The following is a 13540-nucleotide window of genomic DNA, read 5'->3' as shown; positions in this document are numbered from 1 at the left end:
TGAGCCCTCCCCTTATTTGTAGCAAACGGCTTTCACCGCATCGACCACTTCACCGACATTCGGCAACGCCAGCTTTTCGAGGTTGGCGGCGTAAGGCATGGGCACGTCCTTGCCGGCAATCGTCAGGATCGGCGCATCGAGATAGTCGAAAGCCTGCTGCATGACGCGGGTGGCGATTTCCGTGCCGACGGAGGACTGCGGATAGCCTTCCTCGACCGTGACAAGGCGGCCGGTCTTCTTGACGGATTCGATAACCGTCGGAAGATCCATCGGACGGATGGTGCGCAGGTCGATGAGCTCGACATCGATACCCTGGGCTTCCAGCTCGGCCACGGCCTTGGTGGCATAGGTCATGCCAATACCGAAGGATACGACCGTGACATCCTTGCCGGGACGATGGATGCGGGCCTTGCCGATCGGTACAACGAAATCATCAAGCTTCGGCACGTCGAAGTGCTGGCCGTAGAGAATTTCGTTCTCGAGGAAGATGACCGGGTTCGGATCGCGGATCGCCGCCTTGAGCAGGCCTTTGGCGTCGGCTGCCGTATAGGGCATGACGACCTTGAGGCCGGGAATGTGGCTGTACCAGGAGGCATAGTCCTGGCTGTGCTGAGCGCCGACGCGAGCTGCCGCGCCGTTCGGGCCGCGGAAGACGATCGGTGCGCCCATCTGGCCGCCGGACATATAGAGCGTCTTGGCAGCGGAGTTGATGATCTGGTCGATCGCCTGCATGGCGAAGTTGAAGGTCATGAACTCGACGATCGGGCGAAGGCCGGCCATGGCGGCACCGACGCCGATACCGGCGAAGCCATGTTCGGTGATCGGGGTGTCGACAACGCGGCGGGGACCGAACTCCTGCAGCAGGCCCTGGGTGACCTTGTAGGCGCCCTGATATTCGGCGACTTCCTCACCCATGACGAAAACGTCCGGATTGGCGCGCATTTCCTCGGCCATCGCGTCGCGCAGCGCTTCACGCACCGTCATCGACACCATTTCCGTGCCGGCCGGGATTTCCGGATCGGCGGGAGCGGCTTTGGGCTGAGCCGGAACAGGTGCCGGCGCGGGAGCGGCCGCTGCAGGCGTTTCGACCTTGGCAGGCTCGGCAGCGGGCGCTGCCTTTACGGCGGAAATATCGGAAGCGGATTCGCCGTCCTGCAGCAGGATGGCGATCTTGGCGTTGACCTTGACGCCTTCGGTGCCGGCGTCGACCAGCAGCTTGCCGATCGTGCCTTCGTCGACGGCTTCCACTTCCATGGTCGCCTTGTCGGTTTCGATTTCGGCAATGACGTCACCGGAAACGACCTTGTCGCCTTCCTTCTTGAGCCATTTCGAAAGGGTGCCCTCTTCCATCGTCGGAGAAAGGGCGGGCATAAGGATATCGATGGGCATGGATGTCCCTCCCCGATTTAGAGCAGAATGTCGGTGTAGAGCTCGGAGGCATCCGGCTCAGGATCGTTCTGGGCGAAATCGGCACTGTCGGCGACGATATCGCGAACATCCTTGTCGATACCCTTGAGATCGTCTTCCGTTGCCCAGCCCTTTTCGAGAAGGCGAACACGAACCTGTTCGATCGGATCATGTTCGGAGCGCATCTTCTGCACTTCGTCCTTGGAACGATACTTGGCCGGGTCCGACATGGAGTGACCACGATAACGATAGGTCAGCATTTCCAAGATGATCGGGCCCTTGCCGGAACGGCAGTGCTCGACAGCCTCGTCAGCCGCAGCCTTGACGGCGCGAACGTCCATGCCATCGACCTGGATGCCCGGGATGCCGAAGGACGCACCACGCTTCGAGAAATCGGCCTGCGCGGTGGCGCGCGCCGTCGACGTACCCATGGCGTAACGGTTGTTCTCGATCACGAAAATCACAGGCAGCTTCCAAAGCTGCGCCATGTTGAAGCTTTCGTAGACCTGGCCCTGGTTGGCGGCGCCATCGCCGAAATAGGCGACGCTGACATTGTCATTGCCACGATACCAGTTGGCAAAGCCGAGACCGGTGCCGAGCGAGACCTGCGCGCCGACGATGCCGTGGCCGCCGTAGAAATTCTTTTCCTTGGAGAACATGTGCATGGAGCCGCCCTTCCCTCGGGAATAGCCGCCCTGGCGCCCGGTAAGCTCGGCCATGACGCCGCGTGCTTCCATGCCGGTTGCCAGCATGTGCCCGTGGTCGCGATAACCGGTAATGACCTGGTCGCCGTCCTTCAAAGCCATCTGCATGCCGACGACGACAGCTTCCTGACCAATGTAAAGGTGACAGAAGCCGCCGATGAAGCCCATGCCGTAAAGCTGGCCGGCCTTCTCTTCAAAACGGCGGATCAGGAGCATCTCACGATAAGCCTTGAGCTCAGCATCACGGTCGAAATCCGCGATTGGACCGCCATTGGTGTCCTTGGCGGGCTTGGATACTGTCTTGCGGCTGGAAACGGACGCGGTTTTTCGCGGCGCCATTCAACCCTCCCTGTGTGAGTAGCCTCGTTTTATGGTGAGGCGTAACATAGGCAAGATTGTTCGCCACAGCAATGCTATAATTGCATGGCTCATATTCTTCGTAAGTTATTGTTATAACTACAAAAAGAATGATTAACCGAAATCTGGTTAATTATGGCTATTTGTTGAAAATGACGATCTCGTTCGCCTTGGAATAGGTCAGCTGATAGCGCGCGTATTGGTCGAGCATATCCTTGTCCAGAGAGCCGTCACTGAGCAGAGCGACCTCTTTTTCGAGGTGCTCGCGCTTCGCGACCAGATCGGCAAGTTCCTTGCTGCGGTCGAGACGACGCCGCTCAAAAACCTCGGTCGCCTTCAGGCCGTAGTCGCCGTGCACACAGTGATAGCCGAAGTAGCTCACAAAAGCGACCGTTACGGCGGGAAGGACGAAACGGCCGAACCTTCTCTTCTTATGATATTTTGTCCACATACTCGCTCGAAACGCCCTGCCGTAGGCAATCTCAAACCTCAGACGATGCGACGGAAGCATTGCGGCTGCGGATAAGATCACGTCAAATCAAACACCTAGAGCAACTTTAGCCGTGAGAGATTAACCGTCCGTTGACTCTACCGCGCGCCCAACAAAAAACCGCGCCCGAGGGCGCGGTTCAAGATCAGCGAATATGAACAGCAAAATCCGACGGATCCTGCGGGTCAGGCTCAGCCACGAAGAATGGAGCGGCCGGCATACTTCGCCTGCGGGCCGAGACCTTCTTCGATGCGGATGAGCTGGTTGTACTTGGCAAGACGATCGGAGCGCGACAGCGAGCCGGTCTTGATCTGACCGCAGTTGGTGGCAACCGCGAGATCGGCGATGGTCGAGTCCTCGGTTTCACCGGAGCGGTGCGACATGACGGCCGTGTAGTTGGCCTTGTGCGCGGTTTCGACAGCGTCGAGCGTTTCCGTCAGCGTGCCGATCTGGTTGACCTTGACGAGGATCGAGTTGGCGACGCCCATGCGGATGCCATCGCGCAGACGAGCGGAGTTGGTGACGAACAGGTCGTCGCCGACGAGCTGCGTCTTCTTGCCGATCAGGTCGGTGAGCGTCTTCCAGCCTTCCCAGTCGTCCTCGGCCATGCCGTCTTCGATCGAAACGATCGGGTAGTTGGCGGCGAGTTCAGCGAGGTATTCGGCCATGGCGCCGGATTCCAGCGTGCGGCCTTCGCCTTCGAGCACATACTTGCCGTCCTTGAAGAACTCCGTCGAAGCGCAATCAAGGCCAAGAGCGATTTCTTCGCCCGGCTTGTAGCCGGCTTTTTCGATCGACTTCATGATGAAGTCGAGAGCGGCAGGGGCGCTGGAGAGGCCAGGCGCAAAGCCACCTTCGTCACCGACGTTCGTGTTGTGGCCCTGGGAAGCCAGTTCCTTCTTGAGGACGTGGAATACTTCCGAGCCCATGCGCACGGCATCGCGGAAAGTGTCTGCGCCGAGCGGCAGGATCATGAATTCCTGGAAATCGATCGGATTGTCGGCATGGGCGCCGCCGTTGATGATGTTCATCATCGGAACCGGGAGCAGGCGAGCGTGAGCGCCGCCGACATAGCGATAGAGCGGCAGGTTTGCACTCTGGGCAGCTGCCTTGGCGGCGGCGAGCGATACGCCGAGGATGGCATTGGCGCCGATGCGGGACTTGTTCGGCGTGCCGTCAAGCTCGATCATGATGTCGTCGATCTGGATCTGATTTTCAGCGTCCATGCCGCCGATCGCGTCGAATATCTCGGTATTGACGGCTTCGACAGCCTTCTCCACGCCCTTGCCATGATAGCGCTTGCCGCCGTCGCGAAGCTCGACGGCTTCATGCGCGCCGGTCGACGCACCCGACGGAACCGCCGCGCGGCCCATGCTGCCATCTTCGAGGTAGACATCGACTTCGACAGTCGGATTGCCACGGCTGTCGAGAATCTCGCGGGCGATAATGTCGGTGATTGCGGTCATGATAGCTTCCTGCTCGCTGGTTTATAAATCGATTGAAATGGTCTTAATCGAAGACGCGGAAATTACAATGCCGCTCCGCACCCCGATTTCGCACTCCTGCAGGCCCCGTAACGCAAATACATGTCAGCCTGTTGAATGCCTGATATTTCTCAAGCCTTGGCGATGGCGTCGAAGGCAAGCAGCTTCTCAAGAAGCCGCGGCATATCCTTCAGATAGACCATGTTCGGGCCGTCCGACGGCGCATTGTCCGGATCTTCATGCGTCTCGACGAAAACGCCGGCGACGCCAACGGCGACGGCGGCGCGCGCCAGCGTCTCGACGAATCGGCGATCGCCGCCCGTCGAACCGCCCTGCCCGCCGGGCTGCTGCACGGAATGGGTCGCATCGAAAATCACCGGCGCGCCCATCGCCGCCATGATCGGCAGCGAGCGCATGTCGGAGACCAGTGTATTGTAGCCGAAGGAGGCGCCGCGCTCGCACAGAAGAATGTTCGGGTTACCGCTGTCGTTCAGCTTGGCAAGCACGTTCTTCATGTCCCAGGGAGCCAGAAACTGTCCCTTCTTGACGTTGACGACGCGGCCGGTCTTGGCGGCGGCAACCAGCAGGTCTGTCTGGCGCGACAGGAAGGCCGGGATCTGCAGGATATCGACCGTCTTGGCGACGACAGCACACTGCTCTTCCGTGTGAATGTCGGTCAAGACCGGAAAACCGTATTCCTTTTTCAGATCGGCAAAGACTTCCATGGATTTTTCAAGGCCGATGCCGCGCTTGCCGGAGAGCGAAGTCCGGTTCGCCTTGTCATAGGAGGATTTGTAGACAAGGCCGATGCCAAGCTTGCCGCAGAGTTCCTTCAGGACGCCAGCAACCATAAAAGCATGCTCGCGGCTTTCCATCTGACACGGACCAGCAATAAGCGACAGCTTGGCGGTGTTGGAAAACAGAACCTTGGAGGCTCCCTCGCCGACGATCACTTCAGAATTCGTGCTCATGCTATCTCCTCGAAGGCGAACAGGGCGCCCGGTCCGGGGGCCAGCCTTGTCAATATACGATTGTTCTTACGCGTGTAGGTGACGCCGTTAGCAGCGAAATGCGACGATGTCACGGAAAGATCGCGTGTTTTGAAAAGGATTGCGCGCGCCTGCAAGCCGGGATCGTCCGAGTGAACAGGCAAATCGTAAAACGCTTCCATGCCTGCCGGCGTCAGGAGCTCGATATCGGCATTGGCCGCCCTGATCGTCAGACCGAAAGAATGTTCCGATATCCAGGGTTCACCGACGATCGCTTCGAAGAAAGTGCGGAACGCGGCCGGGGTGGGTGTCGATATCGCCACCCGCGCAATGCCGGTGACGCCGTTTTCATGGCGCTCCAGCACGCTGCGATCGGCCGGCAGCGGATTGATGCGCTGGCAGCAGAAGGCCAGAAAATCCGGCGCACGCAGATCGGCGGCGAAAGCGAGACGAAAACCGGCGACGGTCTCCGTTCCATCCGGCATTTTCATGGGACGCGAGAAATCCAGCATGCGTCCCGCCGAGATGGCGCTTACCCGAAAGCGCTCGTCATCGGCGACAGCATCCTCCGAGCCGAACACCACGGCTGAAAAGCCGTCTTCACCGAGCCGGAAGCGATAGGCCTGATCGCGCGCAACGAAGACATTCCCCGCGCCGACGCTCTCCTCACATTGCTCAGGGGATGCCACTGCCAGCGGTTCAAGATAGGTCTTGTCCGCAAAGAAGACACAGGCATTCTCGGTGCCGAACGGATGCCGGGCGTCGGGCGCGACGGTGAAACCGAGCTTGCCGAGCCGCTCGCGCGCCAAAGCGAGATTGACGGTCGGCAATACGAGATGATCCAGCGGATGCGGCGACAAAGTCATGATGTCTCCTATTTTCCTGCGCCCGCAGGTTTGCGCCCATCCATCCTCCAATTCAAGATGAAAGCAAGACGATAGAGGCGCAAGACACCGCATGTCCTGTCGAAGACGCCAGATCACGCGGCTGATTCTTTGATTGGTACCGGATTCGCATGTCGTGAAAATGGCTTTCATCCATGCGTCAGCTACTCAAGGTAGGCTGCATGCGCCCAATGAAGGACTAAACAGCATTTCCTTATGTTTTCCGATATGTTAGCGCGAATATAACCATATGAGACTTTTATCGGGTCCACCCAGTGATGTCGAATATTTAACTGTCCGTGCAAAGCTTTACCGAAATTTAAGTACTTGCGGAACACATATGGAACATATAGTGTCCGTTCTGGATTTGTTTCACGCTTTTCTCGATTCTGGGGTTCCAAGACGATGTTGACGCGCAAGCAGCAGGAACTGCTTCTCTTCATTCACGAACGGATGAAGGAGTCCGGCGTGCCACCATCTTTCGACGAGATGAAGGACGCGCTGGATCTTGCATCCAAATCCGGTATTCACCGTCTGATCACGGCTTTGGAGGAACGAGGGTTCATCCGCCGGCTACCGAACAGGGCCAGAGCGCTTGAGGTCATCAAGCTGCCGGATGCCTATAATCCAAGCCTGCAGCCGCGCCGCGGCTTTTCGCCGAGCGTCATCGAAGGCAGCCTCGGCAAACCCCAGCCAGTTGCGCCGCCTGCTCCGCCAAAAGTGGCGAACGACGACCAGAACAGTTCTGTTTCGGTACCGGTCATGGGCCGCATCGCCGCTGGCGTTCCGATCTCGGCCATCCAAAACAATACCCACGACATAACCGTCCCTGCCGACATGCTCGGCTCGGGCGAGCACTATGCGCTGGAAGTAAGAGGCGATTCAATGATCGATGCCGGTATTTTTGACGGCGATACGGTCATCATTCGCAATGCAACGACTGCCAATCCGGGCGATATCGTCGTCGCGCTCGTCGACGACGAGGAAGCGACGCTGAAGCGCTTCCGCCGCAAGGGGGCCTCCATCGCGCTCGAGGCAGCCAATCCCGCTTATGAGACCCGCATCTTCGGGCCGGATCGCGTCAAGGTGCAAGGCAAGCTTGTTGGCCTCATTCGCCGTTATCACTGACCGGTGATGCTCGGACGATCGGCGCGCCGAATGTGCCTGTGCGCCAATCGTATGTTCTGTGCCGAGCCCATGGGCGCTGTGGATTTTCGAACGCAGTAACCACATTTGGCTTGTCGGTGCTGAGGTCCATCTCAATGGACCCTGTTTGCCGCAATGTGGCGCCTGTGAAAAGCATGGCGCCGGAGCGGCAGCGATCCAGGCGTAGTCGTACGGGAGTGACGACGATATTGGCCGTATCGCAGGCCGGCGACAGGTAAGCTGCGTCCTCGATGGTGACCAGCATCGCGCCATTTTCAAGCATCGCGACGCACCATGCGCCCTTTTGGCAAGCAAAACTGCCCTGCATGGCCTGGTCGAGTGCTTCATCCATTGCCTTGCGAACTGCGCCCTGCTCTTCGACGCTCAATCGCCGGCGATGATCCGTCTTGCTGATCTGGGGAAGGCGGCTGTCAACAGGAAGGATGGTCGGAGGTTGATGCTCGCTCGCAACCAGCGCCCTCTGCCACTGTTCGAAAATGAAAGCCTGCGGTCTTTCGCGATTTGTTGCCAGTATGTCGTCCTGTCGCAAGGCAACCAGAACACCATCCTCGGAAATCATGAGATCCGGTTTGGGCACGCCAGAGCCGAATGCTGCCACGCCGAGGGAAGAAAGCAGCAACAGCAGGCCCACATGGCGCACGCTCGTTCGCAACATCGTCATGAGCAGAAAGCCTGTGATGAACGTCGGCATAAGCCAGGCGGGCTGGCGGCCGAAGGTAATATCGCCGCCCCATCCCGCCACCGTTTTGGCGATAGCGATGACCAACTCCAGTCCCTCGCCGGTGATTTGCCAAAAGGGCCCGTCGAGGCCAAATGGCATAAGTAACATGGCCGCCATGCCAAACGGCATGACGACGAAGGAGACGATCGGCATCGCAGCAAGATTGGCTGCAAGGCCGTATGTCGCCAACCGGTGAAAATGCTCGATCGAGAAGATCGCCGTCGACGCGCCGCCAATGAAGGAGGTCGACAATATGCTGCCGAAGAAGCGCGTAACGAACAGCAACGGGCTCAGGAGCCTGGAGCGCGAAAGAATATTTTCCCGATGCTGGCGCCGTTTCCAAAGCGTGTAGCCGGATACCAGCGCCAGCGTCGCGGCGTAGGACATCTGGAAGCTCGGTCCGAGCACCTGCGACGGCGACAGGCTGAGAATGACGATTGCCGAGAGCGCGACGTTGCGCAGACTGATCGACGGCCGGTCGAAGAGCACGGCAACCAGCATGATCGCCATCATGATGAAGGCGCGTTCGGCCGACACGCCAAAGCCGGAAATGAGATAGTAAGCCGTCAGGGTTACCAGGGCGCCGAAAGCGGCTATCTTCTTGGTCGGCCACGCCTGCGCCATGCCGGGAAACAGGCTGAACAGATAACGCAAGCCGATATAGAAGATACCGGCCGAAAGCGCCATGTTGAGGCCGGAAATGGCAATGATATGCGTGAGCCCGGCCATTCGCAGCGCTTCGGTCGTCTCGTCCGAAAGCGCGCGTCTCTCATCGGTGACAAGTGAGGCCGCGAAAGCGCCGGTGTCGCCGGGCAAGGTTCTTCTAATCCTGTCGCCTATGCTGTTGCGCAGGCCGGCAAGCCAGATATCCGCCTTGTCCAACACCGAATCCGCAGCGACATCACTCGCCGGTGACAGCAGGGTCGGCTTTCCAAAGGCAAAGCCGTTTGCACCGATGCCGTTGAAATAGGAACTGAACGCGAAATCGTTGAGATCAGGCAGAGCAGGTCCGGCCGGAGGCGTCAGTCGCGCCTTGCCCTGGATGCGGTCGCCGAGGTTGAACGGTTCTGCCTGTTTGCGCACGAAAATGGTGACGCGCTCCGGCGGTCTGCGAATGGCCGGCTTTTCTGTCTTGTCGACTTTGACGACGTATCGCCAACCTCCGTTATCGTAGGACTCTCGCCTTTCGATCCGACCTGTGACGGTCGTGGTCACAGCCGAGTCAAGCATGACGGTCGATGCCCGCCAGCTTTCCCATTGCGCCAGAGCCATGCCCAGACAAACCAGCATGCCGGCGAAGAGGACATGCCGAAGCACGCGGCCCGCTTCGCGCCTGAAAAGAAAGCTGCCAGCCAGGACCAGAAGCGCAGCAAGGACCGTCTGCGGCGGCGGATCGATATCGGCCTTGAACCACAAGATCGCGCCGAGGCCCATATAGATCGGCGCAAACAGGATGGCACGACCATGCGCGGCCTCCTCTTCGATCAGGCGCCACACAAAGGATCTGATGCGACTGACAGCTAGGTAGAAACGCGCGACCGGCGGCGCCTGATCCTGCGTCCGCTCCCGCTGCTCCGCTTTGGCACGAGAAACAAGGGGCGTGGCGGCATGGTGAGGCTCTGCAGGCCCAGGAAGATTCCTGCCATCCTCCTGCTGCTCCGGTGCCTCTAAATTAGGCATTCACTGCCTGCCCCACGCAAAACTACAGCTATGACGCGATTTTTGCCGTCACCATTCGGTGAATTCAACCAAAATCGGCACACCCACTGCCAAATTGCGCCATTTACCGGAACGGGGGGATCAAATGCCCTACTGCATTGCCCAAAAGTTGATACCGCAATGCACAATTCGGCATTAGGATAACTTGGCATTAGGCTCTGGATCATATAGCTAGTCGGTAGTCGCTTAACCTTTTGGCGCTTTTTATGGCGTCAATCCCGCCAAATCTTGGAGGATCAGCATGACGGAACAAAGCGCGAAACTAACTTGGGGTGAGAAGACGGTAGACCTGCCGGTCAAAACCGGGACCATCGGCCCGAGTGTCATTGATATTGGTGCCCTTTATAAGAACACCTCCACTTTCACTTACGATCCTGGCTTCACCTCGACCGCGTCGTGCGAGTCCAGCATCACCTATATTGATGGCGACGAAGGCGTTCTGCTGCATCGCGGCTATCCGATCGAACAGCTGGCCGAACACGGCGATTTCCTCGAAGTATGCTACCTGCTACTCTACGGCGAACTGCCGACAGCCGCACAGAAGAAGGACTTCGACTATCGCGTCGTGCACCACACCATGGTGCATGAGCAGATGTCGCGCTTTTTCACCGGCTTCCGCCGCGACGCGCATCCGATGGCAGTCATGTGCGGCTGCGTCGGCGCTCTGTCAGCCTTCTACCACGACTCGACCGACATCACCGATCCGCATCAGCGCATGGTCGCGAGCCTGCGCATGATCGCCAAGATGCCGACGCTTGCCGCCATGGCCTACAAGTACCATATCGGCCAGCCCTTCGTTTATCCGAAGAACGATCTGGATTACGCATCGAACTTCCTGCGCATGTGCTTTGCCGTTCCCTGCGAAGAGTATGTCGTCAATCCGGTGCTGGCACGCGCCATGGACCGTATCTTCATCCTGCATGCCGACCACGAGCAGAACGCTTCGACCTCGACGGTTCGCCTCGCAGGCTCCTCGGGCGCAAACCCGTTTGCCTGTATCGCTGCAGGCATCGCCTGCCTCTGGGGCCCTGCTCATGGCGGCGCCAACGAAGCCGCGCTGAACATGCTGACGGAAATCGGCTCTGTCGACCACATTCCGGAATACATCGCCCGCGCCAAGGACAAGAACGATCCGTTCCGCCTGATGGGCTTCGGCCACCGTGTTTACAAGAACTACGATCCGCGCGCCAAGATCATGCAGAAGACGGCGCACGAGGTTCTCGGCGAACTCGGCATCAAGGACGATCCGCTGCTCGACATCGCAATCGAGCTCGAACGCATCGCGCTGACCGATGAATACTTCATCGAGAAGAAGCTTTACCCGAACGTCGACTTCTACTCCGGCATCACGCTGAAGGCCCTCGGCTTCCCCACCACCATGTTCACCGTACTGTTCGCGCTTGCCCGTACCGTCGGTTGGATCGCTCAGTGGAACGAGATGATCGAGGATCCGCATCAGCGCATCGGCCGTCCGCGCCAGCTCTACACCGGCGAACCGCCGCGCGAATACGTTCCGGTCTCCAAGCGCTGAGCTCCGGACTTGAAACAAAAAACCGGTCAGAAATGACCGGTTTTTTTATTGGACAAGACCTCCAGGAGGATCGCGGCCGCCTTGTCACCAGGCGGCTCCTCCGTCTGCATGCGCTGCCAGACGACATCATAGCCTGCGAGCATTGCCGATAGCTCAGGCGTGTCGTTCGACAGGCGCTCCATATAGCGGGCCAGCAGGCCGGGCCGCAAAATGTCGTTGATGAGCTCAGGCACGACAGCGTAATCGGCAATCAGGTTCGGCAAGGCCGCCGTCCATACCTTGATGCGCGCCATCACAAATCTGGCCAGCCATTCCGTCTTGTAAGTCGAGACCACCGGAACGCCGGCAAGCCCCAACTCCAGGATCACCGTGCCAGACGCCGCCATGGCGGCATCCGCCTGCGCAAAGGCCTTCCACTTCGCATCCTGACCAACGAGGATATCCGGCTTGATGCTCCAATTTTCGAGAAGCGACCGCACTAGGGCCTCCTGCCTCGGCACCGTCGGCAGCAGATACCGGACGCCATCGTTTCGCCGGCTAAGTTCATCGGTAGCCCGCTCAAAAACCGGCAGGAGCTGGCGGATTTCCGAAGCGCGCGACCCCGGGAGAAGAAGGACCGTCATTGGGGCGTCGGCAACACTCGTGCCGCGCAGAGTGCGCTGTCGGCGCGTCTTCAGCAGATCGACGTCCACCGTCAGGCGATGGCCGACATAGGTTGTCGCCGGCCCGCCCAGGCGCTGCATGGCTTCCGGCTCGAACGGCAGCACGGCCAGCACATGATCGACATAGGCGAGCATTTCCCGCGCACGGTATTCCTTCCACGCCCAGACGCTGGGGCAGACATAGTTGACGACCGGAAGGCCGGGCAATGCCTTGCGCACCCTTCTCGCCACGCGGTGGGTGAAATCCGGGCTATCAATGATCAGAAGCACATCGGGCTTGGCCGCTATGATGGCTTCGGCCGTCTGCCGGATGCGGGCAAGCAGTTTCGGCAGTCTCTTGATCACCTGGATGAAGCCCATGATCGACAATTCGGAATAGTCGAAAAGCGAGCGCAGGCCTTGCGCTTCCAGCGCCTCGCCGCCGACGCCGATCAACTCCACGGGACCGCCATAGCGCCGCTTCAACGCCGCGACGAGATCGCCGCCCAACAGATCGCCGGAAACCTCTCCTGCAACGACAGCGAGCTTCAAGGGAGCGCTGCTCACATGAAGCCCTCCGCGCTCAGACCACGATCAATACCGCAGACGAAGATGCCGGCTTCATCGGCCGCGGCAACCACCGCCTCACGGTCGAGAACCAGCGCCCTGCCCGCTTCCACCGCAACGCCGGCAAGGCCGGCCTTCTTGGCGTTCAGCACGGTCGAGACACCAATCGAGGGCAGATCGGCGCGCACATCCTGCTGCGGCTTGCAGAGCTTGACCAGTACGCCGCGACGGCGTGTCGATATACGGCCCTCGGCGCGCAAGCCGGCAACACGCTCGATCATCTTGTCCGTGCCCTCGGCGCCCTCAAGCGCCACGACACGGCCACCGACGCTGACGGCGCCCTGGCCAACGTCCAAAAGCCCAAGCGCGTCGGCTGCCTTCGCACCTTGGGCGATATCGCGCAAATCCTCTTGCGAGGGCGCGTGCCGCCCGAGCGGCCCGGTGGTCGCCAGCAGATCGGGCGCAATCTCGTGCGCACCGACGACGCGGACGCCACCGGCCTCGATCAAGCGGATGACCATCTGCAGCACGGCATTATCGCCGCCGGAAAGAAGCGTGCGGATAGTCGAGGGTAATTCTTTGATCACGCGCCACGTCGGATGCACCTCCCGCCAAGGCGGACGGCGCGCGACACCGCCGGACATGACGACCCGGTCAACGCCATAGCGACGGAACGTGATTTCAAGGCCGGCGAAATTGCCGACACCGAGATTGGCGTGATCGAAAGCGGACCAATCCCGATCCGCCTCGTTCGTCAGCGCAATGATGACAGGATTTTCGCCGGCCTGGCGGGCAGCTTCAGCAACGTAAGCCGGCAGAAAACCACTGCCCGCGATGATCGCCAACCTACCCTTGCCGTCTTGGCCGGCGGAGACCACC

The 13540-nt window shown here is 59.6% G+C and carries 11 protein-coding genes; 2 read left to right on the top strand and 9 right to left on the bottom strand.

Annotated elements, in window-relative coordinates; genetic code table 11:
* Positions 1-12: 12 nt before the first annotated feature.
* The 6 genes from GA0061101_RS13090 to GA0061101_RS13065 all read right to left on the bottom strand — a co-directional run bounded on the left by GA0061101_RS13090 (position 13) and on the right by GA0061101_RS13065 (position 6297).
* Positions 13-1389, bottom strand: a complete 1377-nt coding sequence (locus tag GA0061101_RS13090; RefSeq protein WP_037201952.1) for a pyruvate dehydrogenase complex E1 component subunit beta — start codon at positions 1387-1389, stop codon at positions 13-15.
* A 17-nt stretch (positions 1390-1406) separates the two neighbouring features.
* On the bottom strand, positions 1407-2450 hold the full coding sequence (gene pdhA / locus GA0061101_RS13085) for a pyruvate dehydrogenase (acetyl-transferring) E1 component subunit alpha (protein ID WP_034505126.1): 1044 nt from the start codon (positions 2448-2450) through the stop codon (positions 1407-1409).
* Positions 2451-2607: 157 nt separating this feature from the next.
* The gene (locus GA0061101_RS13080; protein ID WP_037201949.1) at positions 2608-2919 is read right to left on the bottom strand and encodes an FtsB family cell division protein; all 312 of its coding nucleotides are present in this window, start codon (positions 2917-2919) and stop codon (positions 2608-2610) included.
* A gap of 230 nt (positions 2920-3149) precedes the next feature.
* Positions 3150-4424 (bottom strand): phosphopyruvate hydratase, encoded by a 1275-nt coding sequence (eno, locus tag GA0061101_RS13075; protein ID WP_037201947.1) that lies wholly within the window; start codon positions 4422-4424, stop codon positions 3150-3152.
* 149 nt (positions 4425-4573) lie between these two features.
* On the bottom strand, positions 4574-5413 hold the full coding sequence (gene kdsA / locus GA0061101_RS13070; RefSeq protein WP_047638060.1) for a 3-deoxy-8-phosphooctulonate synthase: 840 nt from the start codon (positions 5411-5413) through the stop codon (positions 4574-4576).
* Entirely contained in the window at positions 5410-6297 is an 888-nt protein-coding gene (locus GA0061101_RS13065) for a VOC family protein (protein ID WP_037201942.1), read from the bottom strand. The genes kdsA and GA0061101_RS13065 overlap by 4 nt, the downstream gene beginning before the upstream one ends.
* A 423-nt stretch (positions 6298-6720) precedes the next feature.
* On the opposite strand from GA0061101_RS13065, the gene lexA reads away from it, so the two are divergent.
* Positions 6721-7443: a transcriptional repressor LexA gene (lexA, locus tag GA0061101_RS13060; RefSeq protein WP_037201940.1), complete on the top strand. Its 723-nt coding sequence runs from the start codon at positions 6721-6723 to the stop codon at positions 7441-7443.
* On the opposite strand, the gene GA0061101_RS13055 is transcribed toward lexA, so the two are convergent.
* Positions 7424-9883 (bottom strand): ComEC/Rec2 family competence protein, encoded by a 2460-nt coding sequence (locus GA0061101_RS13055; protein WP_092573702.1) that lies wholly within the window; start codon positions 9881-9883, stop codon positions 7424-7426. The two genes, lexA and GA0061101_RS13055, sit on opposite strands and share 20 nt — an antisense overlap.
* Before the next feature lie 280 nt (positions 9884-10163).
* Here GA0061101_RS13055 and gltA point away from each other — a divergent pair, with 280 nt between their 5' ends.
* Complete coding sequence (gene gltA, locus GA0061101_RS13050; protein WP_034505135.1) at positions 10164-11453, top strand: citrate synthase; 1290 nt, start codon at positions 10164-10166, stop codon at positions 11451-11453.
* A 26-nt stretch (positions 11454-11479) separates the two neighbouring features.
* Here gltA and lpxB read toward each other — a convergent pair whose 3' ends face one another.
* Both lpxB and GA0061101_RS13040 read right to left on the bottom strand, forming a co-directional pair.
* The gene (gene lpxB / locus GA0061101_RS13045) at positions 11480-12661 is read right to left on the bottom strand and encodes a lipid-A-disaccharide synthase (RefSeq protein WP_092573701.1); all 1182 of its coding nucleotides are present in this window, start codon (positions 12659-12661) and stop codon (positions 11480-11482) included.
* The gene (locus GA0061101_RS13040) at positions 12658-13539 is read right to left on the bottom strand and encodes an LpxI family protein (RefSeq protein ID WP_092573700.1); all 882 of its coding nucleotides are present in this window, start codon (positions 13537-13539) and stop codon (positions 12658-12660) included. The genes lpxB and GA0061101_RS13040 overlap by 4 nt, the downstream gene beginning before the upstream one ends.
* Between the last annotated feature and the right edge of the window lies 1 nt (position 13540).

This window comes from Martinezella lusitana, assembly GCF_900094565.1.
Classification (GTDB): domain Bacteria; phylum Pseudomonadota; class Alphaproteobacteria; order Rhizobiales; family Rhizobiaceae; genus Rhizobium; species Rhizobium lusitanum.
This window is presented reverse-complemented; position numbering and strand designations above follow the sequence as displayed.

Excerpts from the sequence above, each read along its gene's own strand:
- GA0061101_RS13080 (WP_037201949.1), bottom strand. The coding sequence starts at position 2,919 with ATGTGGACAAAATATCATAAGAAGAGAAGGTTCGGCCGTTTCGTCCTT.
- pdhA (WP_034505126.1), bottom strand. The coding sequence starts at position 2,450 with ATGGCGCCGCGAAAAACCGCGTCCGTTTCCAGCCGCAAGACAGTATCC.
- GA0061101_RS13055 (WP_092573702.1), bottom strand. The coding sequence starts at position 9,883 with ATGCCTAATTTAGAGGCACCGGAGCAGCAGGAGGATGGCAGGAATCTT.
- GA0061101_RS13065 (WP_037201942.1), bottom strand. The coding sequence starts at position 6,297 with ATGACTTTGTCGCCGCATCCGCTGGATCATCTCGTATTGCCGACCGTC.
- lexA (WP_037201940.1), top strand. The coding sequence starts at position 6,721 with ATGTTGACGCGCAAGCAGCAGGAACTGCTTCTCTTCATTCACGAACGG.
- GA0061101_RS13090 (WP_037201952.1), bottom strand. The coding sequence starts at position 1,389 with ATGCCCATCGATATCCTTATGCCCGCCCTTTCTCCGACGATGGAAGAG.
- kdsA (WP_047638060.1), bottom strand. The coding sequence starts at position 5,413 with ATGAGCACGAATTCTGAAGTGATCGTCGGCGAGGGAGCCTCCAAGGTT.
- gltA (WP_034505135.1), top strand. The coding sequence starts at position 10,164 with ATGACGGAACAAAGCGCGAAACTAACTTGGGGTGAGAAGACGGTAGAC.
- eno (WP_037201947.1), bottom strand. The coding sequence starts at position 4,424 with ATGACCGCAATCACCGACATTATCGCCCGCGAGATTCTCGACAGCCGT.